Raw genomic sequence first — 25,967 nt, 5'->3', positions numbered from 1 at the left:
TTTTATTCCGACAGAAGATGTCAGGTTGTATTATGTTTTGATATATAAAAACAATTGATGTATATTTTTATTACAACAATTGTTTTGTTAAGGAGATAAAATGATACAATATAATGTCGATCAAGCACTAAAAAAATTGAAATATTATAAGATTACCAGTCAAAAAGAAAGCCTGCGGCGCTGGCTGCGAAATGGTACATTAAAAGGCATTCCTCCAGCTTCCAGGAAAGAAGGATGGAGAATAAACGAATCAGATTTATGGGCGTTTATTAAGCAGCGTGTTCCAGAAGCAGCATTGTTGAAAAATAATACAACAAATATTGTGAAAGGAGGAGACTACCGGGAATTTGTGCGAGCTGAAATGTGGTGGGAACTTGTGCATAAGAATTTGTTCGAAGGTTCAATTGAAGTCAAAAAGAAAGATCTGCAATCTTGTATCACCCAAGAGCAGCACCCGATAGAATTTGAAGATTATCTTTGGGAACTCATTACTGAACATTCGTGGCAGGCAAACCCGCGCATTTTTTATTTGCATGATGCTTTTCTTTTCCGCAGCAGCCGCATAAAAATGGATTCAGAATATCGAGATATCAAAGAACAAATTTTAATTTCTCTTATCAAGCACTTTTCTAAAAGAGAAGAGAATGAATAAAGCCGAATATGATTGATCTAAATATTTCCGAAACTGTACGAAGAGTCTTCTGACGTTTTAAAAAACCATCATTGAACCCGGTGGATCCAAAGATGGTTTTTAAGTCTAAGCGATTTTCATTCTGGTGGGTCTCATCAGACGTCTGCTTTATAAGCAGGAGTCTCTCAGAACCCCTTGTTTTTTTGAATAAAATCAACAATGTCGTTTAACAAATCCTTATCTTAACATGCAAATAAATCAGGCAGTCGAGAATGTCTCGACTGCCTTTAAACGATGCATGTAAAATCATTTTTTATTCGTATATAAATTCCGGCTCTTGTGAACCTTCATGAAGAGAAACTTTCAATGAATAATCGTCAAAATACCATTCATCTTTCGCTTCAATAAAGTAGCGGACATTGTTTACTTTTTCTTCTGCGATTGGTTCACGGGGCTGATCCTGCATGATGGCCAAAGAAAACCCCGGCTGCAGGCCGCCGCTGCCGCCATATCTTACATAAAAACGAATATAGGATTCATCATTTATTTCGAGTTCTTTTTCATACCAGCTGGCTGCTTCTTCTGTTACTTGTAGTTTCATAAGCTCATCTCCTCGTATGGTTCCTGTATCCGTTGTGTTACCTATTTTTACAAGGAGTAAACGTTTCCTTAAGATTAATTTTTGTCCTCGTCTTTATTTGGAACCGGATCAAATCCACCTTTATGAAAAGGGTGGCACTTTAAAATTCTTTTTACAGTTAAATAACTTCCTTTAAAGAATCCAAACCTCTTAAGAGCTTCAATGCCGTATTCAGAGCACGTCGGCTGAAAACGGCAGCTTGGAGGCGTCATTGGGCTGATCCATTTTCTGTAAAAGGTAATCAGGGCAATAAAAATCTGCTTCATATGGGATCAGCTAAACTTATGCTTCCTGCTTTTTGTCATAAGACAGAGAAGCTTCCGCATCATGAAGGTGAATCGACTCTTCATTTCTGCAGTTTACAGTAAAGGATTCTACAAAATCATATTCATAGAGGTCTGCTGCGACTAATCTTACAATATCTTCTACAAAACGCGGATTCTCATAAGCCTGTTCTGTAACCATTTTTTCATCCGGACGTTTTAATACAGGATGAATTCGGGCACTGGCATTACTTTCAGCAGCTTCAAGCAGGGCTGCTTTCCAGTCGATTTCCTGTTCATTGAAGTCTTCCGTAAGCTTAACAGTCATCGTCACATTACCGCGCTGGTTATGCGCACTGTATTCACTGATCTCTTTAGAGCAAGGGCATAGAGTGGTAATTTTACCGGTTAAAGTTACGGTCACATCATAGCCAGTCGCTTCTGCGTATTCGACGCGAATCGTTGCATCGGCATGGTTCATACCGGCTAAATCAGAATAAGGACCTTTTCTTTCGAAAAACCATGGGAAAGAAACTTCCACTTCTGCATTGTCTTCTTTTAAGCGGCCGGCCAGTTCTGAGGTGAAGGTTTTCAATGTTTCAATATCTATCGCGAACCCTTGGTTATGAAACTTATCCAACTGTTCGGTAAATCGGCTCATATTTGTTCCTTTACTGTCCTGGGAGATAGAAGAGCCAAACTTAAAGGTGCCGATCGTCGTTTGGATTTGCGGTGACAGCTGACTTGGAATTGAAATCGGATGCTTAACATTAGAAATACCGACCATATCTATATCAAACAAAAAGTCTTTCTTGGAATTCTGTAAATCGACCATTTTATCTTTGTCGACCGGCTTTGTGCGCGGGCCGGGCTTTACGGAACCAAATAATTTATGACGATCTTCTTTAGAAGGCAATTTTTTTGAGTTATTTGTTTCTGTTTGATTCATAACTAGGACTCCTTTCAGACCTATTTCTACGTCAAAGTATACCGTATACAGCATTAAATATACAGTGGGATGCTCTTAGATTGTGTGACTGCAAACCCAATTATACCTTCATAAAGAAACCTGCGGCAATAGGGTTTTGCGCAGGTTTCTTTACATCCATGTGATTTTAGGTTCTGTCTTATTTAGGATACGCTTAATATTTGTACGATGGCGATAGATAACAAAAAGGGTAAGTATAGCTATGACAATCGTTAATCCATACTCCTGAAGAAAGAGGGTAACAATAATGGAGACGATTCCTGTGATCATAGATGATAAAGACACATACTTAGTTAAGTATAATAAAAGAAAAAAGGTTCCAATCATTATAGCAAAAACGACAGGGTTGACACCTAATATAACGCCTCCGGATGTTGCTACAGCTTTTCCGCCTTTAAATCCCGCAAACACTGGATACATATGGCCGATGACAGCGAATATACCAACCACTAAAGGAATAACGTCTACACCTATCCAAATCGGCAGTGCGGTCGCGATCGTGCCTTTTAGTATATCAGCCGTCGTTACGATCAAACCTGCTTTCAAACCCAGTACGCGAAAGGTATTTGTGCCTCCAAGATTCCCGCTGCCATGTTCTCGTATATCTATTCCATATCCTAATTTTCCTACGATAAGACCAGAGGGAATTGCTCCTAATAAGTAAGCAATTAAAATAAATAGGAAATATTCCATGATGATGTACAACTCCTTAAGCCTTTGTTATTAGTTTATCATTATATCTAGTAATAAAGAACAAAAAGTTAACGCGAATTAACAGTATCAGACGAATAGAATTTTTCATAGAGGTCTCTTTTTTCATAATATGGAAAAAGAGGAGGGGGGAGCACGTGTTAGAAATGAGAAAGTGACTTATGAAGGAGTTACATATCCTGAGGAAATGATCTCCATTATTCGAAACGGACTTCCAAGGAGAGGACGTGCTAAGCATATTTCCATTATAGGTGCCGGGCTGGCCGGATTAACAGCTGCCAGCCTTCTCATGCAAGCTGGTCATCATGTGACGATCCTCGAAGGAAATAGCCGTATTGGCGGCAGAATATATACAATGAGACAGCCTTATATTAAAGGCAGATAGAACAGGCGTTAAATGAGCTGGCAAAAATATATGGAAAGATTGTTTACCAGGAATTTATTGGCGGAGTTTCCTTCAGCTGGTTTGAAAATCCTTTCTCGGCCGGGTGTTTTACACTCTTTGCTCCCAATCAGGAAAGCGACCTCAGAGAGTATATTTACAAGCATCAAGGCCTTGTACATTTTGCCGGTGAGCGCACTTCCAGCTTCCATGGCTGGGTGGAAGGTGCGATAGAATCGGGGATCCGTGCCGCCTTCAAAATTAATAACTGGGAAGATTAAAGCTGCTGTTTTTGCGGCTTTTTTATTTTATGGAAAAAACAGTTCACTTTAAATTTTTGAAAATTCCTTATATACTTTAGTAGATTACTCGAATAAAGAAAACCATTTCAATAGGAAAGTAACTATGATTTGTAAAAAATTTACTTGTGTAATCGATCCCAATAATTTATTGTAACAAAAGTAAGTTTTTTATATGAATGAGGGAAAGTTAACTAAAAAAGTGGAGGAAAAGCTATTGGATTCAATGTCTTTTATTTTATTCGGTTCAACCGGGGATTTAGCCAAGCGTAAAATCTACCCTGCTCTATACAACTTATATATGGAACAGGCGATGCCCGAATCGTTCTCTGTGATTGGTTTAGGGAGAAGAACGTTATCTCAAGAAGAATTTCAAGGTCGAATAGAGGATGCAGTCTATACCTTTTCTAGAAGCTCAGTAGACGAGGAGGCTATGAAAAAGTTTATTCAAAGCTTCCGTTACCATTCCCTTGATGTGACAGACCCTGCCGGCTATGAAGATCTATTATCATTTGTCGAGCAGAGAGAAGAAGAACTGAACATAACGGAAAATCGATTGTTTTACTTATCTGTCGCTCCACGTTTGTATGATGATATCATTACAAATGTGAAACGTAGCGGTTTAGGCGATACAAAAGGATGGAAGAGGCTGATTGTTGAGAAGCCGTTCGGCCATGATGTGGAAACAGCAAGGGAACTCAACGAGAAGCTCGGTAAAGTTTTTGATGAAAAAGAAATTTACCGAATCGATCATTACTTAGGTAAGCCGATGGTACAGAACCTTGAGGCTCTTGAACATTCCAACCCTGTGCTTAAAGCACTTTGGAATAAAAAATATATCGCCAATATGCAGATTACAGCCAGCGAAGTTGTCGGTGTTGAAGAACGGGCAGGTTACTATGATCAAGTAGGAGCCATACGGGATATGGTGCAGAACCATATGCTGCAGCTTCTGATGATGACCGCCATGCATCTGCCGAATGAAATGAATCCTGATAATATCAGGGAAGAGAAGAAAAAAGTCATGCAGGCACTGCGTCCGCTGTCCAAAGAAGATGTGACGCGTGATGTTGTAAGAGGACAATATGGTTCAGGCGTTATTGATGATGAACACGTACACGGCTATCTTGATGAACAGGGTGTAGATCCCTCTTCAAGAAATGATACGTTTATCGCTGCGAGATTATGGATTGACAGTGATTTCTGGAGAGGTGTTCCTTTTTATATCCGTACAGGAAAGCGAATGAAGGAGAAATCCACTCGCATTGTTATGGAGTTTAAAGGAGAGACGCACAACCAGTATGAGGGTGAGCATCTAGAGCCAAACCTGCTCATTATTGAAATCAGCCCAAATAAAGGCGTTACCTTGCAGCTGAACAGCAAGAACACGTTAAACAATAATAAGCTTGAACCTGTTCATATTAATTTCTCCCGCGATCAAAGCAACTTGCCTGAAGCTTATGAACTTCTTCTTCAGGATGCATTTGAGGGAGACCAGACCTATTTTGCCCACTGGGATGAAGTAGAATTATCCTGGCAGTGGGTACAGCCTATATTGGAAGTGTTTGAAGAAGACGCTACAGATCTTCATGTATATGAATCGGGATCAATGGGACCTAAGGCGTCAGATAAACTGCTCGCTGAACATGGCTTTAAATGGTGGTAAGCCATTTACAGAAATAAAAGCAGAAGTAATTAATTAAGGAGATGATGACTTTGTCACAGGAAATTGGTGTTATTGGCTTAGCAGTCATGGGAAAAAATTTAGCATTAAATATTGAAAGCAGAGGGTATTCCGTAGCGGTGTATAATCGTACGCAAGAGAAAACCGACGATTTCTTAGCCAACGAAGCGGCGGGCAAGAACTTCACAGGTGCTTCCTCTATCGAAGAATTTGTAGCTTCATTAGAAAAACCTCGTAAGATCTTATTAATGGTTAAAGCAGGACCAGCGACTGACGCTACCATTGAGTCCCTCCTGCCTCACTTAGATAAAGGCGATATTTTAATCGATGGCGGTAATACATTCTATCAGGATACAATCCGCAGAAATAAAGAGCTTCAAGAGTCAGGTATTCACTTTATTGGAACAGGAGTATCCGGTGGGGAAGAAGGAGCCCTTACAGGACCTTCTATTATGCCTGGCGGTCAGAAAGAAGCGTTTGAACATGTTCAGCCGATTCTTGAAGCGATTGCAGCACGTGTTGACGGTGTACCTTGTACGACCTATGTCGGGCCGGATGGAGCAGGACACTATGTAAAAATGGTTCACAACGGTATCGAATACGGGGACATGCAGTTGATTTCTGAAGCTTACTTTATTTTAAAACATGTGTTAGGTTTATCAGCACAGGAACTTCACGAAGTATTTGCGGAATGGAACAAAGGAGAGCTTGACAGCTACTTAATCGAGATTACGGCAGACATTTTTACAAAAGTAGATGAAGAAACAGGCAAGCCGCTCGTAGACGTTATTTTAGATACAGCAGGACAAAAAGGTACAGGGAAGTGGACGAGCCAAAGCGCTCTTGAGTTAGGGGTTCCACTGCCGATTATTACAGAGTCAGTATTCTCCCGCTTTATTTCTGCTATGAAGGAAGAGCGTGTAAAAGCAAGCAAGATCCTTAGCGGTCCAAATGCCAAGCCGTTTAGCGGCAACAAAGAAGAAGCGATTGAATCTGTACGTAAAGCCCTGTATATGAGTAAAATCTGTTCCTATGCACAAGGTTTTGCCCAAATGCGCGCAGCTTCCAATGAATATGACTGGAACCTGGCTTATGGAGATATCGCTATGATCTTTAGAGGCGGCTGTATCATCCGTGCACAGTTCCTGCAGAAAATTAAAGAAGCGTATGATCGTGAAGCAGATCTTGATAACCTGCTGCTTGATCCATACTTTAATGACATTGTTCAAAACTATCAGAGCAATTTAAGAGAAGTTCTTTCCTTAGCGATCGAACAGGGAATTCCGGTTCCTGGCTTCTCAAGCGCCCTTGCTTATTATGACAGCTACCGTACAGAGACACTTCCTGCTAATCTGCTGCAGGCTCAGCGTGACTACTTTGGTGCTCACACGTATCAGCGTATTGATAAAGAAGGTATCTTCCATACAGAATGGTTAAAATAATTAAGTTAAAGGATGACTTCGTAAAGAAGTTATCCTTTTTTTCTTATCTTCATAAGGAGCGAGAACGGCTTCCGCCAGAACTGACTGGCTGTCGAAAAAGCTATATCTCAGGATGGAACTATTTTACTCTCTGACCTGTCATCGCAAAGCTGGCTTTCATCCAGAGTATGTAAAAGGTTCTATCGGTTACAACGAGGGCAAATACTGAGAGCCCCCTGCACAACAACCGGGTGATCAAATACACCAAAGCGTGGGTCTTGTGAAAAGGCTTAAGGAGGAAGTTCGATTGAGTTAGGCACTTCCTAAAAGAAGACCATGTCTTTTTCTGCGTTGTAAAATCATAAAGAGATTCTGGTGTGTCAACATCGAACGACCCCACCATATGGGACCGCTTAAAAGAGAGGAGTATTCGCTCCAGTGGAACAAAAAAAAGCTGTCGAGAAAAAACTCGACAGCTTGAGCTCAAAACAACCTTATAAAGTCATTACTTATTTTCAAATAGAAGCACGCGCGCAGGAGCTGCATCTGTTCCTAACAGTTTCATCGGCGCAGCTACCATGTGATAGCTTTTAGGCTCTACTTCTTTTAAGCGCAGTCCTTCAATTACGATAATGCCTGCACCAAACAGTGCTTTATGAGTCGGGTGTTCCGGCTGGCTGCGCTCAATCCCTAAAGAATCGATGCCGACACCGCGGATTTTCTTTTCCACTAAGTAGTTGGCGGCATCTTCTTTCACATAAATAAACTCGAAATTAAATTCGTCTTCAAATGAATTTTTTGTTTTAAACAGGACAAAATCGTTTTCCTCGATATCCAGTCCTTCTAAATCCTGCTTAGTAATACCGTCTTCAACTTCCGTTAAGTCGAAAACTTTGGCATCGCCTACAAGGCTCTCAAGAGAAATTGATTCAAACGTATCCCCATCGTTGACCATATGTAATGGTGCATCAATGTGAGTGCCTGTGTGGGCATCGATTTCAAGGCGTGATTCAGTAACGTGCCCGTTTGTCTGGCTGTTAAAATTCGGCTGCTTTTCTGGTTTGTTTTTATACACCGGCATTCCTTCATAGACTGGAGCCGTAATGTCGATCATTTTCATGTTCATTCTCCTTTCATCTGCATAAACAATCGCTCCTCTCTATTTTTACATGCTTTAAGAAAAGTCGCAAATCATGCAGAGACAGGACGGCTTTAGAAGGATTCCTGTAAAGTTTGTCGAATTGTAAAGTAGACATACAAGGACGAGGTGAAAGGTTTTGGAACAGACCAGTTTGTTTGATAACCAGGCATCAGCCAATGATCCGTTATTTCAGATGCTAAGCCAGCTGGAGTGCGGGATGTCGTTGATGGTTTCCTCCTTTAAAGTGACTAGGAATACGTATGGATTATTTGAAATCGAGAATAATGAAGTACATGACTGTAAAAGTACGGTTGAGGAGTGCTATGCGTATTTATGCAGGGCGATTTTGGAAAAATAAGAAATCCAGAGATTAAAAGAGTAAAGGGAGTGGTAAACACCTTTAGAAATAGAAATAGCATTGGAGGTATAGACATGTGGTGGACTCATTCTTTTTTTAAGTATACGACAGGATTAATTTTACTATTGATCAGCATATTTTTTTTAGAGGTTTTAAACTTTTTCAGCCCGGTGCTTACCATTTTATCTACTTTGTTTTATCCAATATTGATTGCGGGCTTTTTTTATTACATATTTAAACCGGCCGTTTTTTTGATCCAAAAAATAAAATTCGTACCGAAGCCTGCAGCTATTTTGATTGTATTTGCTGCGGTGGCTGGACTGATCTATGGAGGGGTAAAGCTGATCGCCAATACGCTTTCCGGGCAGGTTGAACGTCTTTCTACGAGCCTCCCTGAAGACTTATCGAAAACAGCAGACCAGGCAGAAAAAATGATCGAAGAGAATAATTTAGGACTGTTTTCGTTTGAAAGCCTGCGCCAAAAAGCAGCCAGCTCTCTGAGTGATTTTGTTCAATCGGCCGGAGATCATGTCACAGAGGTCGCCGCTGCAGCGGCTAGTGCTGCTACAGTGATTGTTGTAGTGCCTTTTGTATTGTTCTTTCTGCTGAAGGACGGCCATAAACTATCAGATTTTCTCATAAGGTTTTTACCGGAACAGCATGAGCAAAAGGGGCTCGATTTATTAAGCAACATTGATAAAACTCTTGGTGCCTATATTATCGGGCAAATTACCGTCGCCTTTGCCGATGGTGTTTTAATGTATTTCGGCTATTTAATTATTGGATTGGATTACGCGCTCCTTCTCGCAATCTTTGTTTTTATTACGGCTGTTATTCCGTTTTTCGGCCCGATTCTAGGGGTTATCCCAGCATTAATCGTCAGTCTAACCCAGGAGCCGAATATGGCAATATATGTCCTGATTGTCATGGGTATTGTTCAGCAGCTCGAAGGGAACCTTATCGCACCCGTCGTTCTTGGGAACCGGCTGAACGTCCATCCTTTAACGATTATATTACTGCTAATCGTTGCTGCCGCCCTGTTTGGTTTCATTGGAATGGTTATTGCTGTTCCCCTTTATTCCGTGCTTAAAGTCATTGTGAAAAATCTCTATTCTTTCTTACTCCTTCGAAAAAGCAGTATTTATTAGCAGAAGTTTTGAAAAATATCAGGATAGGGAATAAAGATATAGTTATATAGAAAGAGGGGGCGAACGATGATCACATTTAATAACGTCACAAAAAAATATCCCGACGGAACAAAAGCCGTCAAAAACATTAATTTAGAAATCAGAGAAGGTGAATTCCTCACAATTATCGGTCCGAGCGGATGCGGAAAGACAACTACGATGAAAATGATAAATCGATTAATCGAACCGACAGAAGGATCGGTGTATATTAAAAACAAAGACATCAAGGATTACAACATTCATGAATTAAGATGGAATACCGGGTATGTACTTCAGGAAATCGCATTATTTCCGCATATGTCTGTGGAAGAGAATATATCTGTCGTTCCTGAAATGAAAAAATGGAATAAAAAAGAGTTATCCAAGCGCATTGATGAATTAATGGACATGGTAGGTCTTGATCCAAGTGTCCATCGTAAAAGAAAACCTAGTGAACTGTCAGGGGGACAGCAGCAGCGGGTGGGGGTCATTCGGGCCCTTGCTGCTGATCCTGATATCATATTAATGGACGAGCCATTCAGTGCGCTGGATCCAATCAGCCGCGAACAATTACAAAAAGATATTCACTCTCTTCATAAAGAGATCAGAAAAACGATCATATTTGTCACCCATGATATCGATGAAGCGATGGCGATGGGGGATCGCGTCTGCCTTATGAAAGACGGCGAAATCGTTCAGCTTGATCAGCCGCAGAATCTCATACTTAACCCGGCCAATTCATTTGTGGAAGATTTTATCGGTGAAAGGAAATCTCCGTGGCAGACCGCTGTCGATGTAATGATTGACCAGACAAAGCAGCGGCTGTTTACTACACAGGAATGGGAAGATGGTCTGGTGCCAGGCCGCGGGACTTTTGCAGTGAAAAATACGAATCAAACCTTCGCTTTTGGTGTGGAGCATGGAGAAAAAACCGATCTTCCTATCCTCTCTCACGAAATGACATTAAAAGAGGCGATGGAAGTTTTTGAGCAGAGTGATTACACTCTTCTTCCTGTTACAAGAGATGGTAAAGTTCTAGGTACGCTCTCTTATAAAGATATGGTGTTCTACCTCAAGAAGCAGATTAAATCGGAAAACGGGGTGGTGCAGCCATGAATGAATTCATTCAAGTCTTTCAAAACAGGCAGGGGATTTTGTTAGAAAAAATATGGGAGCACCTGCAAATTTCGATGATTTCCCTTGTTATTGCTACTCTTATATCCGTTCCCCTAGGCTTGTACCTAACGAGAAAACAAAAAGTGGCTGAACCTATTATTGGTGCCACTGCCGTTCTGCAGACGATCCCCAGTTTAGCAGTTTTAGCCTTTTTAATTCCTTTTATGGGCATTGGACAGACACCGGCGATCATTGCCTTAACGGCATATGGACTCCTCCCGATTCTAAGAAACACCTATACAGGAATTAAAGAGGTCGACCCTTCCTTAAAGGAAGCGGCAACAGGAATGGGCATGAATTCTTTTCGGCGATTAGCGCGTGTAGAGCTGCCGATTGCCATGCCTGTGATTATGGCAGGGATACGTACTTCCCTGGGTTTTATTGTAGGAACGACAACCATTGCGGCTCTAATCGGGGCCGGGGGCCTTGGGGATTTAATCCTATTAGGGTTAGACCGCGGCGGGGATCTTAATCTTATTATTTTTGGTGCAATACCTGCAGCTTTGCTTGCGATCGTCCTGGATGCTGTTCTCCGGTTATTTGAACGGACATCAGCCAAATCAGGCTTCCGTTCTTTAGTCATTCTCCTTACAGCTTTTGCATTGATTGCAGCCGGACCGCTGGCTTTTGGAGGAGAAGTGAAAAAAGATATTACCATCGGGGCCAAACTCGGTTCAGAGCCATCTATCTTAGTCAATATGTACAAATTATTAATTGAAGAGGAAACCGATCTGTCTGTAGGACTTGAAACAAACCTCGGAAAAACAGAAATGGTCTTTAGTGCCCTGCAAAGTGGAAGTATCGATATTTATCCTGAATTTACCGGAACAGCGATCGTTTCCTTACTTGGTGAGAAAGCAGATAGTAATGACAGCCGGGAAGTTTACGAGCAGGCCAAACAAGGAATGTCTGAAGAATTTAATTTAGCTTTTCTTGAGCCCATGGAATTTAATAATACGTATGCTGTAGCAACGACAAAGGAAACGGCAGAGCAATATGAGCTTCAAACGATTGGTGACTTAAAAGCGGTGGAAGACCAGATTACAGCAGGCTTTACCCTTGAGTTTAATGACCGCTATGATGGGTATCAGGGTATGAAAGAGGTCTATGGACTCGACCTTGGTGAAGTCCGTACAATGGATGCCGGACTGAGAGAAGGGGCAATTGAAAGTGGAGAAGTTGACGTGATAGACGCTTACGCCACTGATAGTTATATGATAGAATTAGATTTAACGACTTTAAAGGATCCGGAAAATCTATTTCCTCCTTATCAGGGCGCTCCATTGATGAGAGAGGAAACGTTAGAGCAATATCCTGAGCTTGAAGAAGTGTTAAATCAGCTCGGGGGACTTATTTCGGATGACGAAATGAGAAAAATGAATTATCAGGTAGATTATGAAGACCGTAATCCCGAGGAGGTCGCCCGTGAATATTTAATCGAACAAGGGCTTTTAAACGAATAGGAGGGTTCATGATGCATCAAAATCCTGATCGGCAGAAAATGCGTTCTCTCTTAGATGAATCGAAAAATATTGCGGTTATCGGTCTTTCTGATAAGCCTTACCGCACATCTTACCAGGTGAGCGAAGCGATGCAGAAGGCGGGATATAAAATTATCCCCGTCAATCCTGAGATTGAGTCAACACTGGGAGAAAATGCATACAGCAGCTTAAGTGAAGTTAAAGAACGTATTGATATTATAAACGTTTTCAGACGTTCCGAATATTTACCTGGGGTTGCCCGCGAATCTTTAAATATTGATGCAAAAGGTTTTTGGGCCCAGCAGGGTGTCTATCATCCGGACGTGCCGGAGATACTAAAAAAGAAGGATATGCTTGTCATCATGGATAACTGTATTAAAGTAGCTCACGCGGTTTTAAGATAATCTTTTTTTGGAAAAATCCCTGTTTTACAGGGATTTTTTCATGAAATATTGTAGAATGATATTTGCGTCTTTTGAGAAAACCGCTACAATATAACAAGTATGGTTAATAAATGAACGTTTACAGATGCGAACATTTGTTCTATTATAGTGGTAGACCGTGTCGTTTTGTTTTTTGAAAGGAGCCGATGGAACATTGAGTCAAAATCAAGCATACTCAGATGATTCAATTCAAGTATTAGAAGGATTGGAGGCTGTACGGAAAAGGCCGGGAATGTATATCGGATCAACAGACCAAAGAGGACTTCACCACCTAGTCTATGAAATTGTAGATAATGCAGTGGATGAAGCCTTATCAGGGTTTGGGGATCAGATGGTCGTTACCCTGCACAGGGACGGAAGCGTTTCGGTTGCTGATGAAGCGCGAGGTATGCCGACAGGGATGCACCAGACAGGAAAGCCGACTCCAGAAGTCATTTTGACGGTGCTCCATGCTGGCGGGAAGTTTGGACAAGGCGGATATAAATCAAGCGGCGGCCTGCACGGAGTCGGTGCTTCTGTTGTAAATGCACTATCCGAATGGCTTGAAGTCCATATCTGCCGGGACGGCGAAAAGTTTTATCAAAGGTTTGAAAAGGGAGGCGTTCCAGTAACGTCACTTGAAAAGCAGGGAAATACGAGAAAAACAGGAACGACCATCCGCTTCAAACCAGACACAACGATTTTTTCTGTGACTAAATATAACTTTGAAACCTTATCTGAACGTTTACGCGAAGCCGCTTTTTTACTTAAAGGCTTTAAAATTAAGTTAGTCGATGAACGGGATGGATTAGAAGAAACCTACCAATACAACGACGGTCTTGAATCGTTTGTTGCTTACTTGAATGAGGAAAAAGATACGCTGCATTCTGTCGTTTCTTTTGAAGGCAGCAGTGCAGGCATCGAAGTTGATTTTGCTTTTCAGTTTAACGATGGGTTCACGGACAGCATCTTATCCTTCGTCAACAACGTAAGAACGAAAGATGGAGGAACCCACGAATCAGGGGCTAAATCAGCGATTACTCGTGTATTTAATGATTACGCAAGAAGATCTCAAGTTTTAAAAGAAAAAGATAAAAACCTTGAGGGTAATGATATCAGAGAAGGATTTACGGCGATTATCTCTGTAAGAATTCCTGAAGAACTGCTGCAGTTTGAAGGCCAGACGAAGAGTAAGCTCGGTACTTCAGAAGCCCGTTCTGCTGTAGATGCTGTCGTAGCAGAACAGTTATTGTATTTCCTAGAGGAAAACCCGGATATCTCTTCTATGCTTATTAAGAAAGCAATCAAAGCAAAAGAAGCCCGCGAAGCGGCTAGGAAAGCGAGAGAAGATGCCCGTTCTGGGAAAAAGCGCAAGCGTAAAGATGCGTTACTCAGCGGCAAGCTTACGCCGGCACAGTCCAAAAATCCGCAGAAAAACGAGCTTTACTTAGTGGAGGGGGACTCTGCAGGTGGATCAGCAAAGCAGGGACGTGACCGTAAGTTCCAGGCGGTTCTGCCGCTTCGAGGAAAAGTTATCAATACAGAAAAAGCAAAAATTGCAGATATATTTAAAAATGAAGAAATTTCTACGATTATAAATACGATTGGTGCAGGTGTAGGCGGCGACTTTACATTAGAAGACTGCAATTACGATAAAATCGTCATTATGACGGATGCCGATACAGATGGAGCGCACATACAAGTTCTGCTTTTAACTTTCTTCTACCGGTACATGCGGCCGCTGGTCGATGCCGGAAAAGTATATATTGCGCTTCCGCCGCTTTATAAAGTTTCCAAAGGAAAAGGAAAGAAAGAAAAGGTAGAATATGCCTGGGATGATGAAGGCATGCAGAAGCTTTTAAAAGAGTTTAAAAATGGATATACGATCCAGCGATATAAAGGTTTAGGTGAAATGAACGCTGATCAGCTGTGGGAAACAACGATGAATCCACAAACTCGTACACTGATCCGTGTAACGATTGATGATCTGGCTCGTGCTGAGCGCAGAGTGACAACCTTGATGGGCGATAAAGTAGAACCTCGCCGTAAATGGATTGAATCCCACGTGGCTTTCGGTTTAGAAGACGAAGCCAGTATCCTGGAAAACGAGAAACTAGAGAAATAAAAGGGGGATATTCTGTTGGCTGAGGCAGAAAAGTTTTTAGATTTACCTTTAGAAGAAGTGTTAGGGGACCGTTTTGGCCGCTATAGTAAATATATTATCCAGGAGCGGGCGTTACCAGATGCCCGTGATGGACTAAAACCCGTGCAGCGCCGAATTTTATATGCGATGCACCAGGAAAGAAATACACATGACAAAGGCTACCGGAAATCTGCTAAAACAGTAGGTACGGTTATCGGTAACTATCATCCGCACGGGGATTCTTCCGTGTATGATGCGATGGTGCGTTTAAGCCAGAATTGGAAAGTCCGTCACGGATTAGTGGAAATGCATGGAAATAACGGGAGTGTCGACGGCGATCCTCCAGCAGCAATGCGTTATACGGAAGCCAGGCTCTCAAGTATTTCCTCTGAGCTGTTAAGAGATATCGAAAAAGAAACGGTTGAGCATATTCCCAACTTTGATGACACCATTGAAGAGCCGACGGTCCTGCCGGCTAAGTTCCCGAACCTTTTAACGAATGGATCAACAGGAATATCTGCCGGTTATGCAACTGAAATACCTCCGCATAATCTTGCGGAAGTGATAGACGCCGTTATCATGAAAATAGACAAGCAAACCGCTTCTGTTGATGAGCTGATGACGAAACTGAAAGGTCCTGATTTTCCAACAGGCGGGATTATTCAGGGCGTTGACGGATTAAAGAAGGCCTATGAAACAGGTAAAGGAAAAATTGTCCTGCGAGGGAAAGCTTCTATCCAAAGCGTAAGAGGCGGTAAAGAACAAATCGTTATCGATGAAATTCCTTTTGAAGTCAATAAAGCAAATCTTGTGAAGCGAATGGATGAGCTTCGTATTGACCGTAAAGTCGAGGGAATCGCAGAAGTTCGTGATGAAACAGACCGAACGGGAATGCGAATCGTTGTTGAATTAAAGAAAGATGCCAACAGTGAAGGTGTATTGAACTACCTTTATAAACAAACCGATCTGCAGATTGCTTATAACTTTAATATGGTGGCGATTCACGAACGTACGCCTAAGCTGATGAGCCTGCCGATGCTGTTAGATGCTTATATCGCCCATCAGAAGGACGTCGTGACCCGGCAGTCGATTTATGACTTAAACAAAGCCAAGAAACGCGCCCATATTGTAGAGGGGCTGATTAAAGCCATTTCCATACTTGATGAAGTGATTGCCACTATTCGTGCTTCAAAAGATAAGCAGGATGCAAAGCAGCAATTAATCGCGAAGTACGGCTTTACAGAAGAACAATCCGAAGCAATTGTAACGTTGCAGCTATACCGTTTAACCAATACGGATATTACTGAACTTCAGAAAGAAGCGGAAGAGCTCGAGAAGAGAATTGATTACTTACAAACTCTTCTAGGCAACGAGAATGAACTTCTGAAAGTTATTAAAGCTGACCTGCGTTCGATTAAGAAAAAGTTCCAGGATGCGCGCCTGACGCAGATTGAAGAAAAAGTAGAAGAGCTTAAAGTAGACTTGGAAGTAACGGTAGCGAGTGAAGATATCGTCGTTTCTGTAACAAAAGACGGCTATATTAAAAGGACGAGCCTTCGCTCTTATGGCGCCTCAAATGGGCAGGATCTGGCCATGAAAGACGGCGACCACCTGCTCAGATTATTAGAGATCAATACAACCGATACGATTTTACTTTTCACAAATCTAGGTAAATATCTCTTCCTTCCTGTTCACAAACTGCCTGATATCCGCTGGAAAGATTTAGGGCAGCATATTGCGAATATCGTATCCATTGAAAAAGAAGAGTACCTTGTCGATGCGATACCGATTCGCGAATTCAAACAAGATCAGTTCCTCCTTTTCTTTACGAAAAACGGCATGGTTAAGAAAAGCGAGCTTTCCCTTTACCAGGCAACGAGACATTCGAAGGCTCTTGTTGCGGTCAACCTAAAAGGAGGCGATGAAGTCGTTGACGTCCACTTAACCGATGGCAATGCGCAGATTTTCATCGCTTCCAATAAAGCCTATGGATTATGGTATGAAGAATCTGAAGTGAACACTGTCGGCCAGAGAGCGGCAGGAGTTAAAGCAATTCAGTTAAAAGACGGAGAGCATGTCGTATCGGGACAAGTGTTCTCAGCAGAAGAAGACCCGTCTCTATTGCTTTCAACACACCGGGCAGCTGTCAAACGGATGAGATTAAAAGAGTTTGACAGGACATCAAGAGCGAAACGCGGAGTTATCATGCTGCGGGAACTGAAGAAAAACCCGCATCGTATCATTGATTTGCATATGGTTACAAATAAAGATGAAGTTGTGCTTAAAACTACCAAAGATGAACTGACGACAGTTCATCCAATGGACTTTAAAGCCAGCGACCGTTACAGCAATGGTTCCTACGTCCTTGATGTCGATCAGAGCGGAGAAGTGATCGAGTCATGGGTGCAGCCAGGCTATGAAACTCCTTATAAAGAACCGGATGAGCAGGGCTAGTAATGTTGCTACCTTAACAACAAAGAGCAGGTATTTTCCTTTTTTACGCAGCGTTTAAAGGAGCAAAGCGGTCTTTGCTCCTGAAGCTTAATGCTTTTTGGTAAAAGGTGAAGACTTTCCTTATATTAGGAAAGTCTTTTTTGTATAGAATTGTAATTTCAGAAAAATATGATAAGATGAATGTATATTCAGTTTGAGGGGATGGTGTATGAATAATCTTCGAGAAAAAATTATTGAAACATCGCTGCGGTTGTTTGAACAGTATGGCTTTCACGGGGTAACCGTCAAACAGATCGTCGAAGCGTCCAAAACCTCTAAAGGAGGGTTTTATCACCACTTTCATTCTAAAGAGGAGCTTCTTTTTGTCATTCACGATGCCTTCATTACATACGTATCAAAGGAAGCGAGGGCAGCGATGGCGATTCATTCTTCACCCGTTTATCAAATCCAGGCGATCATCCGGTCGTTTGTTAAAGTGTTTGACCTTTATAAGCCGCACATATCCGTTTTTTATCAGGAAAGTATTTATTTAAAACCCGCTTATGAAAAACAAATTAAGCGCAAACGTGATGAATTTAAGCAAATGGTTCTTCAAGTCATTGAAGAAGGTCAGACAACAGGCCACTTCCGAAAAGAAGTTCCACCTATACTAGTAACCATGAGCATTCTTGGCATGGTGAACTGGATTTATAAATGGTATGACCCCGATGGAGAATTTTCGATTGATGAAATTGCCGATGCTTATATTGATTTAGTGCTCCATTCGCTTTTAACAACAGGAAACGAAGCTCACTACCAGGAGCAGATGCTTAAGGTTCCTTTTTTTTACAACTAAAAGTAAACGCTTTCAGTTTTTTATTTTTGCCTCATACAGACCAACCAGTCGGTCTTATTTGAAAGGGGGAGCAAAATGAATTTTGAATTGACGAAAGAGCAGGAAATGACGAAAAAAATGGTGTGTGATTTCGCTGATGAGGTGATCCGCCCGCGTGCAGTGGAGATTGATGAAAAAGCTCAATTTCCTAAGGACATTTTTGATGAGATGGGTAAACTCGGATTGCTGGGGATTCCCTTCCCAGAAGAATATGGTGGCTCAGGCGGCGATACGCTTACGTACGCGCTGGCCGTTGAAGAGATAGGAAAAGTATGCGGTTCTACCGGCTTAAGCTATGCGGCGGCTGTTTCGCTTGGAGCAAGCCCTATTTATTACTTCGGTACAGAAGAGCAGAAACAGGAGTATCTCGTTCCTTTAGCTAAAGGAGAAGGGTTAGCTTCTTTTGGTCTGACAGAACCGAACGCAGGTTCGGATGCCGGAGGAACGAAGACTCGTGCCGAGCTTAAAGGCGATAAATATGTGCTCAATGGTGAAAAATGCTGGATCACAAATGCCGAATATGCACGTTCAATTACCGTCACGGCGGTCAGCGGCAAGCGCGAAGACGGCAAAAATATCATCTCGGCCTTTATTGTTCCAAAAGATACGAAAGGCATGAAGATTACAAGCCCTTATGAAAAGATGGGTGTCCGCGGATCTAATACATCTGAGATCATTTTAGAAGATGTCGAGATTCCAAAAGAGAATATTCTAGGAGATCCACATGGAGGATTTAAGCAGTTTCTTTATACGTTAGATGGCGGAAGAATCTCTATCGCAGCCCTTGCACTTGGAATTGCGCAGGCTTCTCTTGATAAAGCCCTCGCTTATGCCAAAGAAAGAAAACAGTTTGGCCAGCCGATTTCAAACTTCCAGGCGATCCAATTTAAGCTTGCCGATATGGCGATGGAAGTCGAGCTTGCTAGGAACATGGTGCTTAAAGCAGCATGGCTGAAAGATCAAGGAAAACCTTTTTCAAAAGAAGCGGCGTTTGCCAAGCTGTACGCTTCTGAAACAGCTTTCCGCAGTGCAAACCAGGCGATTCAGATTCACGGCGGCTATGGTTACATGAGGGAATATGAAGTCGAGCGTTTCCTGCGCGATGCGAAGCTGCTGGAAATCGGTGAAGGAACTTCAGAAATACAGCGTATGGTCATTGCTCGTCAGTTAGGCTGCTAAATTATAGAGGAGGAATAGGATGAGTCTTTTAAATCTTACCGTAGGTGAATTATTAGAAAAACAGGCCGAGCAGCACCCCGATCATGAAGCGATGGTTTATCCTGAACAAGCTTTAAGAAAAACATATCGCGAACTTAATCAGATGGTCGATGAAGCGGCGAAAGGCTTTATGGCTTTAGGTATTGAAAAAGGGGACCATATGGCGATTTGGGCCGATAACAAACCTGAATGGCTCGTTTCTCAGTTTGCGAGCGGGAAAATGGGGTCAGTCCTTGTGACAGTCAATACGAACTATAGGGCCCAGGAACTTGAATACTTGTTAAAACAGTCCGATTCTTCGACTTTAATTTTAGCAGAAGAATTTAGAGGCGTATCTTATATAGACATTTTAAGAGAAATCTGCCCGGAGCTAGAGTACTCCGAAAAAGGAGATTTACAAAGTGAGAAACTCCCTCACCTTAAAAACATAGTTGTCTTAAGTGAGAAGAGTTATGCCGGATGCTATTCCTGGAAGGACGTCCTTGAGGCTGGACGGAAAGTCAGCGATGAAGAGCTTAAAGAGCGTCATGGTACCCTGGATCATGAAGAAGTGATCAACATGCAGTATACGTCAGGGACCACCGGTTTTCCTAAAGGCGTCATGCTCAGCCACCATAACATCGTTAACAATGGAAAGCAGGTAGCCGAATGTATCAAGCTTACAAAAGAAGACCGTCTCTGTATCCCTGTTCCCTTCTTTCACTGCTTCGGCTGTGTGATGGGGACAATTGCCTCCGTTTCCCAAGGAGCGACAATGGTCGTTTTAGAACAGTTTCATCCGGAAAAAGTGCTCCGCGCTGTTAAAGAAGAATCTTGTACGGCTCTTCACGGAGTTCCAACGATGTTTATTGCTGAACTAAATGATCCAAGCTTTGACACTTATCGCCCAACTACACTTAGAACCGGCATTATGGCTGGATCGATCTGTCCAATGGAAGTGATGAAAGACGTTATGAATAAAATGGGTGTAGAAGAAATTACGATCGCATACGGTCAGACAGAATCTTCACCGGTGATTACGCAGACAAAAACAGACGATCCTGTTGAACTAAAAGTCCGCAGTGTCGGAAAAGCACACCCGAATGTAGAAGTAAAAGTAATTGAACCTGCTACCGGGGAAGAAAATCCTCCTGGTATCCCTGGGGAGCTCTGCACGAGAGGATATCTCGTCATGCAAGGCTATTACAAGAACGAAGAAGCTACTCAAGCTGCCATTGATCCAGATGGATGGCTTCACACCGGTGATATTGCGGTTATGGACGAGAACGGCTATTTCGAGATTACCGGACGAATGAAAGACATGATTATTCGCGGCGGAGAAAACGTCTATCCAAGAGAAATTGAAGAGTTTCTCTATCAGCACCCTGATGTTCTTGATGTTCAGGTTGTCGGTGTTCCTGATAAAAAATTCGGCGAGGAAATCGTGGCGTTTATTATTAAGAAAGAAGGAACGGAAGTCACAGAAGAAGAGATCCGCGAGTTCTGCGAAGGCATGATCTCAAAGCATAAAATTCCTCGCTACATCCGTTTTATTGATGAATATCCAATGACAGCCAGCGGAAAGATTCAAAAATTCAAGTTAAAAGAAGAAGCGCTTGAGCAAGCAGATATAAAAAAATAAGTAAAGGGGGACGCTTAAATGTTTTCCAAGATTTTAATTGCCAATCGCGGCGAGATCGCCTCTCGAGTCATCCGTACATGTCAAAAAATGAATATTAAAACCGTGGCGGTTTATTCAGAAGCCGATCAGGAGGCACCGTTTGTAAAAGAAGCTGATGAAAGTTATTTAATCGGCAAGCCGCGAGTGAACGAATCATATTTAAATATCGAAAAAATCCTGCAGGCGGCGAAGAACTCAGGAGCGGAAGCCATTCATCCGGGCTACGGACTGTTAAGCGAGCATAGCGGTTTCGCACAATCAGTCAGGGAAGCCGGACTTACTTTTATCGGACCATCGGCTGATGTTATTTCCACAATGGGAGATAAAATCGCCGCACGAAAACATATGGAGCAGGCGGGAGTACCTGTGGTTCCAGGCACGATGGAGTCGATCGCAGATGTAGAAGCTGCGAAGAAGAAAGCAGAAGAGTTTGGTTATCCCGTGATGCTCAAAGCGGCCGCAGGAGGCGGGGGAATCGGCATGCAGGCCGTTTCAACTCCTGAAGAATTAGAAAAAGCTTTTGAAGGCAATCAAAAGCGAGCAAAAACTTTCTTCGGAAATGGCGATATGTTTATTGAGAAGCTCATCGTCAACCCGCGCCATATTGAAATCCAGGTACTTGCGGATGAACATGGAAATGCGGTTTATCTCTTTGAAAGAGAATGCTCGATTCAGCGCCGTCACCAGAAAGTGATTGAAGAAGCTCCATCGCCTTTTTTATCAGAGAAAACGAGAGAAAAGATGGGCGAAAGCGCCTTAAAAGCTGTACGTGCTTTAAGGTACGTCAATGCAGGAACGATGGAATTCTTAGTTGATGAAGAGGAAAACTTCTACTTCTTAGAAATGAATACGAGGCTGCAGGTTGAACACCCGGTGACCGAGGAAATTACTGGAGTCGATTTAGTCGAACAGCAGCTGCGGGTTGCAAACGGGGAAAAGCTTACATTCAGCCAAAATGACCTTACGATTATCGGCCATGCCATCGAAGCGAGAATTTATGCGGAGGATCCAAATACGTTTTATCCTTCACCAGGTCAGTTAACTAAGCTTCAGCTGCCAAAGGGAGAAGGCATTCGTCATGAGCTTGCTGTTCATGAGAAATCCCAGGTTACTCCGTTTTATGATCCGATGATCGCAAAGCTTATCGTCCATGCCTCTACAAGGGAAGAAGCCATTGATAGAATGACAAAAGCTCTTCATCAATATGAAGTGGAAGGCATTAAATCAAATGTGACGATGCTTAAGAGAATACTAACTCATGAAAAATTTATCGCAGGAGAAACCACCACATCATTTGTATCAGATTATTATATACCGACTGTAACGAACCACTAAGGAGGAATTAGAGATGAACGAAGTAAAAGCATCTATGGCAGGAAGCGTATGGAAAATTGTCGCCAATCAGGGGGACAGTGTGCAGGACGGAGAGGACATCGTGATCTTAGAATCTATGAAAATGGAAATCCCGATTCCAGCAGAGAAGAGCGGCACGATCAAAGAGTTAAAGGTCACTGAGGGAGACTTCGTCAATGAAGGAGATATAATCGCAATCATTGAGTAATTAGGAGCGGATATGGATGAATAAATGGCCGTCATCAGTAACAATCAAGGAAGTGGGACCAAGGGATGGACTACAAAATGAAGCGGTTCACGTACCGACGGAAGATAAAGTCCGCTGGATCGATATGCTGTCAGAAGCAGGGTATCAATCGATTGAATTCAGTTCATTTGTCCACCCGAAATGGATTCCGCAGTTAAAAGATGCGAAAGACGTTGCCGGACAGATCAGCCGAAAACCCGGGATTACTTATGCTGCTCTAGTTCCTAATCAAAAAGGACTAAAGGCAGCGATCGAAACAGGGGTCGATGAAGCGGCTGTCTTTATGTCAGCGAGTGAAACACATAATAAGAAAAACATTAACAAATCAATTGAAGAGACATTTCATGTTTTAAAAGACGTCGTTCATAAAGCAAAGCAGCAGGGAATGCGGGTGCGCGGCTACCTGTCTACTGTTTTTGGCTGCCCTTATGATGGGGCGACTTCCGTAGATGATGTGATATACATCTCAAGGCGGCTGCTCGATATGGGAATTGATGAATTATCGCTCGGTGATACAATTGGCGTGGCTAATCCTCGTCAGGTGGATGAGGTGCTTACAAGGCTTTTGCAAAAAATTGATAAAGAAAAGGTTGCCCTGCATTTTCACAATACTCAAGGAATGGCTTTAGCTAATGTTCTCGTTTCTTTAGAGCATGGGATTACAACTTTCGATAGTGCGCTTGGGGGCCTTGGCGGCTGTCCTTATGCAAAAGGGGCCTCAGGTAACTTAGCCACAGATGATCTCGTTCATATGCTTCACGGTATGGGAATTGAAACAGGGATTGATGAAGAGAAGCTGAAAGAAGCGGCTCTCTTTATTCAGAAGGCGCTCGGTAAAGAGCTTCCAAGCCACCAAATGCAAATATTAAACCGAGGAACAGAAGGGTAGGTCTTTATGTCACTCGTAACGCTTCATTACTTAGAAGAATATATAGCCGTACTTACGCTCAACCGTGAAAAAGCGGCGAACAGCTTATCAAATAACCTGCTGGATGAACTGCAGGTGAAAACGGAGGAAATCAGACAGTCACCTGCCCGTGTGGTTGTCATTACAGGTGCAGGTGAAAAAGCTTTTTGTGCCGGTGCTGACTTAAAAGAACGCTCGGAAATGACGGAGCAGGAAGTTGTTGCGGCCGTTAAGAAAATTGGCGACACGATACGTAAGGTTGAACAGCTGCCTATACCAGTAATTGCGATGATCAACGGCGCTGCTTATGGTGGAGGCCTTGAACTTGCACTGGCTTGTGATTTGAGGGTAATGGCCGATCATACAAAAGTGGGACTGACCGAAACCTCATTAGCGATTATCCCGGGAGCCGGAGGAACCCAGCGGCTTCCCCGTTTAATCAGTCCAGGACATGCTAAGCGGTTAATTTTCACAGCAAAACCCGTTACAGCAGAGGAAGCTTTACAATTAAATCTTGTCGAAAGTATTTACAGTGCAGATCGATTAGAAGAAGAAACGCTCGCTTTAGCCCGGCAAATCGCAAGTAACGGCCCTGTGGCATTAAAACAAGCGAAAAAGGCAATTGATTGTGGTCTTAATACAAACCTACAGACAGGTTTAGCATTCGAACATGAATGCTACAAATATACAATTCCAACGAGTGATCGATTGGAAGGGTTACAGGCGTTTAAGGAAAAGCGTTCTCCCAGCTATAAAGGGGAGTAGACAAGGAGGGAAACTATGCTAGACGATACGCTGCAGACAATGAAAGAGAAAATAGCTTCAGGCGGTGCTGAAAAATATCATGAAAGCAACCGGCAGAAAGGCAAGATGTTTGTTCGTGAGAGATTAAAGCTTTTATTTGATGATGATTTAAATATTGAGGATGCGTTTTTTGCAAATAACGTGGACGGATCACTTCCGGCCGATGGGGTCGTCACCGGCATTGGAAAAATCAACGGTGAGCAAGTATGTGTCATGGCTAATGATTCTACGGTTAAAGCAGGTTCATGGGGAGCAAGAACAGTAGAAAAAATCATACGGATTCAGGAAACGGCGATGAAGCTCGAACTGCCGATGCTGTACCTCGTTGATTCAGCGGGTGCGCGGATTACAGATCAAGTCGAAATGTTTCCAAACCGCCGGGGAGCGGGACGGATTTTCCATAACCAGATTAAATTATCCGGCCGGGTGCCTCAGGTTTGTTTACTGTTTGGCCCTTCAGCAGCGGGTGGTGCCTATATTCCGGCTTTCTGCGATATCGTAGTCATGGTCGACGGCAATGCCTCGATGTATTTAGGATCACCGCGAATGGCAGAAAAGGTCATTGGTGAGAAAGTAAGCTTAGAGGAAATGGGAGGCGCCTCCATGCACTGCTCTGTTTCAGGGTGTGGTGACGTCCTTGCGGCAGATGAAAACGAAGCGATTGAGTTCGCCCGTAAGTATTTGAGTTATTTCCCTTCGAATTATCGTCATCTTCCTCACAGGGAAGAAACGAAACTTCCAGCTTCTTTTGAAAAAGATATTTCCGAGCTGATACCAAAAAATCAGAACGCTCCGTTTGATATGTATCAATTAATCGACCGGCTGATCGATGAGGGCAGTTTCTGTGAGATAAAGAAGAAGTTTGCACCAGAGTTAATTACTGGCCTCTCTCGGATCGATGGGCGTGTGGTTGGCATAATTGCTAATCAACCACGGGCTAAAGGCGGCGTTTTATTCCCGGATTCAGCGGATAAAGCGGCAAAGTTTATGCAGCTGTGTGACGCGTTTAACATTGCGCTGCTCTTTCTTGTGGATATCCCAGGATTTATGATCGGGACGAAAGTAGAGCGTGCAGGCATTATCAGGCACGGAGCAAAAATGCTTTCTGCGATGAGTGAAGCGACAGTGCCTAAAATTTCTGTTATCGTTCGTAAAGCATACGGAGCGGGCCTTTATGCGATGGCAGGGCCGGCGTTTGAACCAGATGCCTGCTTAGCTTTGCCAACGGCACAAATCGCCGTGATGGGACCGGAAGCTGCGGTTAATGCCGTGTATGCCAACAAAATTTCCGCCCTTGAGGAATCTGAGCGTCCGGCATTTATCAAACAGAAACAGGAAGAGTATAAAGAGAATATCGATCTTTACCGGTTAGCTTCAGAAATGGTGATCGATGATGTCGTACAGCCTGATCAGCTGCGCGGCCAGCTGATGCAGCGCTTTGAAGCCTATCAATCTAAAAACGTCACCTTCACAGAAAGAAAGCATGGCGTTTATCCTGTATAAATAAGAAAGCCCTAGCATGGATGCAATAAAATCTAAAAGCC

25 protein-coding genes are annotated in these 25,967 nt (G+C 42.7%); 20 read left to right on the top strand and 5 right to left on the bottom strand.

Annotation, left to right across the window (positions count from 1 at the left end; translation table 11 throughout):
* Positions 1-100 precede the first annotated feature (100 nt).
* Entirely contained in the window at positions 101-652 is a 552-nt protein-coding gene (locus HUS26_RS06650; protein ID WP_173916410.1) for a hypothetical protein, read from the top strand.
* Positions 653-944: 292 nt separating this feature from the next.
* On the opposite strand, the gene HUS26_RS06645 is transcribed toward HUS26_RS06650, so the two are convergent.
* The 4 genes from HUS26_RS06645 to plsY all read right to left on the bottom strand — a co-directional run bounded on the left by HUS26_RS06645 (position 945) and on the right by plsY (position 3,215).
* Positions 945-1,232, bottom strand: a complete 288-nt coding sequence (locus HUS26_RS06645) for a HesB/YadR/YfhF family protein (RefSeq protein ID WP_173916409.1) — start codon at positions 1,230-1,232, stop codon at positions 945-947.
* Between the two features lie 74 nt (positions 1,233-1,306).
* Positions 1,307-1,537: a membrane protein insertion efficiency factor YidD gene (gene yidD, locus HUS26_RS06640; protein WP_173916408.1), complete on the bottom strand. Its 231-nt coding sequence runs from the start codon at positions 1,535-1,537 to the stop codon at positions 1,307-1,309.
* A gap of 16 nt (positions 1,538-1,553) precedes the next feature.
* On the bottom strand, positions 1,554-2,483 hold the full coding sequence (gene folE2, locus HUS26_RS06635; protein ID WP_173916407.1) for a GTP cyclohydrolase FolE2: 930 nt from the start codon (positions 2,481-2,483) through the stop codon (positions 1,554-1,556).
* 150 nt (positions 2,484-2,633) lie between these two features.
* Positions 2,634-3,215 carry a glycerol-3-phosphate 1-O-acyltransferase PlsY gene (gene plsY, locus HUS26_RS06630; RefSeq protein WP_173916406.1) on the bottom strand — a complete coding sequence of 194 codons (582 nt, stop codon included), beginning with the start codon at positions 3,213-3,215 and terminating at the stop codon, positions 2,634-2,636.
* A 130-nt stretch (positions 3,216-3,345) separates the two neighbouring features.
* Here plsY and HUS26_RS06625 point away from each other — a divergent pair, with 130 nt between their 5' ends.
* The 4 genes from HUS26_RS06625 (at position 3,346) to gndA (ending at position 7,040) form a co-directional block, all read left to right on the top strand.
* Positions 3,346-3,618 carry an NAD(P)-binding protein gene (locus HUS26_RS06625; RefSeq protein WP_173916405.1) on the top strand — a complete coding sequence of 91 codons (273 nt, stop codon included), beginning with the start codon at positions 3,346-3,348 and terminating at the stop codon, positions 3,616-3,618.
* Entirely contained in the window at positions 3,615-3,896 is a 282-nt protein-coding gene (locus HUS26_RS06620; RefSeq protein ID WP_173918764.1) for an FAD-dependent oxidoreductase, read from the top strand. Before HUS26_RS06625 ends, HUS26_RS06620 begins: the two co-directional genes overlap by 4 nt.
* Before the next feature lie 235 nt (positions 3,897-4,131).
* Positions 4,132-5,580: a glucose-6-phosphate dehydrogenase gene (gene zwf, locus HUS26_RS06615; RefSeq protein ID WP_173916404.1), complete on the top strand. Its 1,449-nt coding sequence runs from the start codon at positions 4,132-4,134 to the stop codon at positions 5,578-5,580.
* 44 nt (positions 5,581-5,624) lie between these two features.
* Positions 5,625-7,040, top strand: a complete 1,416-nt coding sequence (gndA, locus tag HUS26_RS06610) for an NADP-dependent phosphogluconate dehydrogenase (protein WP_173916403.1) — start codon at positions 5,625-5,627, stop codon at positions 7,038-7,040.
* Between the two features lie 484 nt (positions 7,041-7,524).
* Here gndA and HUS26_RS06605 read toward each other — a convergent pair whose 3' ends face one another.
* Positions 7,525-8,139: a cyclase family protein gene (locus tag HUS26_RS06605; protein ID WP_173916402.1), complete on the bottom strand. Its 615-nt coding sequence runs from the start codon at positions 8,137-8,139 to the stop codon at positions 7,525-7,527.
* A gap of 157 nt (positions 8,140-8,296) precedes the next feature.
* On the opposite strand from HUS26_RS06605, the gene HUS26_RS06600 reads away from it, so the two are divergent.
* From HUS26_RS06600 to HUS26_RS06530, 15 genes are all read left to right on the top strand, one after another.
* Positions 8,297-8,518: a hypothetical protein gene (locus HUS26_RS06600; protein WP_173916401.1), complete on the top strand. Its 222-nt coding sequence runs from the start codon at positions 8,297-8,299 to the stop codon at positions 8,516-8,518.
* A 74-nt stretch (positions 8,519-8,592) separates the two neighbouring features.
* Positions 8,593-9,666 carry an AI-2E family transporter gene (locus HUS26_RS06595; RefSeq protein WP_173916400.1) on the top strand — a complete coding sequence of 358 codons (1,074 nt, stop codon included), beginning with the start codon at positions 8,593-8,595 and terminating at the stop codon, positions 9,664-9,666.
* Positions 9,667-9,732: 66 nt separating this feature from the next.
* Complete coding sequence (locus HUS26_RS06590; RefSeq protein ID WP_173916399.1) at positions 9,733-10,800, top strand: ABC transporter ATP-binding protein; 1,068 nt, start codon at positions 9,733-9,735, stop codon at positions 10,798-10,800.
* Positions 10,797-12,323, top strand: coding sequence for an ABC transporter permease/substrate-binding protein (locus tag HUS26_RS06585; protein ID WP_173916398.1), 1,527 nt, complete (start codon positions 10,797-10,799; stop codon positions 12,321-12,323). The genes HUS26_RS06590 and HUS26_RS06585 overlap by 4 nt, the downstream gene beginning before the upstream one ends.
* Before the next feature lie 8 nt (positions 12,324-12,331).
* Positions 12,332-12,745, top strand: coding sequence for a CoA-binding protein (locus HUS26_RS06580; protein ID WP_173916397.1), 414 nt, complete (start codon positions 12,332-12,334; stop codon positions 12,743-12,745).
* 193 nt (positions 12,746-12,938) lie between these two features.
* Positions 12,939-14,888, top strand: a complete 1,950-nt coding sequence (gene parE / locus HUS26_RS06575; RefSeq protein ID WP_173916396.1) for a DNA topoisomerase IV subunit B — start codon at positions 12,939-12,941, stop codon at positions 14,886-14,888.
* A gap of 15 nt (positions 14,889-14,903) precedes the next feature.
* On the top strand, positions 14,904-17,360 hold the full coding sequence (gene parC / locus HUS26_RS06570; protein ID WP_173916395.1) for a DNA topoisomerase IV subunit A: 2,457 nt from the start codon (positions 14,904-14,906) through the stop codon (positions 17,358-17,360).
* Between the two features lie 208 nt (positions 17,361-17,568).
* On the top strand, positions 17,569-18,195 hold the full coding sequence (locus tag HUS26_RS06565) for a TetR/AcrR family transcriptional regulator (RefSeq protein WP_173916394.1): 627 nt from the start codon (positions 17,569-17,571) through the stop codon (positions 18,193-18,195).
* 75 nt (positions 18,196-18,270) lie between these two features.
* Positions 18,271-19,413, top strand: coding sequence for an acyl-CoA dehydrogenase (locus HUS26_RS06560; protein WP_173916393.1), 1,143 nt, complete (start codon positions 18,271-18,273; stop codon positions 19,411-19,413).
* A gap of 19 nt (positions 19,414-19,432) precedes the next feature.
* Complete coding sequence (locus HUS26_RS06555; RefSeq protein WP_173916392.1) at positions 19,433-21,073, top strand: AMP-binding protein; 1,641 nt, start codon at positions 19,433-19,435, stop codon at positions 21,071-21,073.
* An 18-nt stretch (positions 21,074-21,091) separates the two neighbouring features.
* Positions 21,092-22,447, top strand: a complete 1,356-nt coding sequence (locus tag HUS26_RS06550) for an acetyl/propionyl/methylcrotonyl-CoA carboxylase subunit alpha (RefSeq protein WP_173916391.1) — start codon at positions 21,092-21,094, stop codon at positions 22,445-22,447.
* A 13-nt stretch (positions 22,448-22,460) separates the two neighbouring features.
* Entirely contained in the window at positions 22,461-22,673 is a 213-nt protein-coding gene (locus HUS26_RS06545; protein WP_173916390.1) for an acetyl-CoA carboxylase biotin carboxyl carrier protein subunit, read from the top strand.
* 16 nt (positions 22,674-22,689) lie between these two features.
* Positions 22,690-23,601: a hydroxymethylglutaryl-CoA lyase gene (locus HUS26_RS06540; protein WP_173916389.1), complete on the top strand. Its 912-nt coding sequence runs from the start codon at positions 22,690-22,692 to the stop codon at positions 23,599-23,601.
* Positions 23,602-23,607: 6 nt separating this feature from the next.
* Positions 23,608-24,384 carry an enoyl-CoA hydratase gene (locus tag HUS26_RS06535; RefSeq protein ID WP_173916388.1) on the top strand — a complete coding sequence of 259 codons (777 nt, stop codon included), beginning with the start codon at positions 23,608-23,610 and terminating at the stop codon, positions 24,382-24,384.
* 15 nt (positions 24,385-24,399) lie between these two features.
* On the top strand, positions 24,400-25,926 hold the full coding sequence (locus tag HUS26_RS06530) for an acyl-CoA carboxylase subunit beta (RefSeq protein ID WP_173916387.1): 1,527 nt from the start codon (positions 24,400-24,402) through the stop codon (positions 25,924-25,926).
* Positions 25,927-25,967: the final 41 nt, after the last annotated feature.

This window comes from Halobacillus sp. Marseille-Q1614 (assembly GCF_902809865.1).
Classification (GTDB): Bacteria; Bacillota; Bacilli; order Bacillales; family Halobacillaceae; genus Halobacillus_A.
Note: the sequence above shows the minus strand (reverse complement) of the source record. Positions and strands in the feature narration are given on the sequence as shown.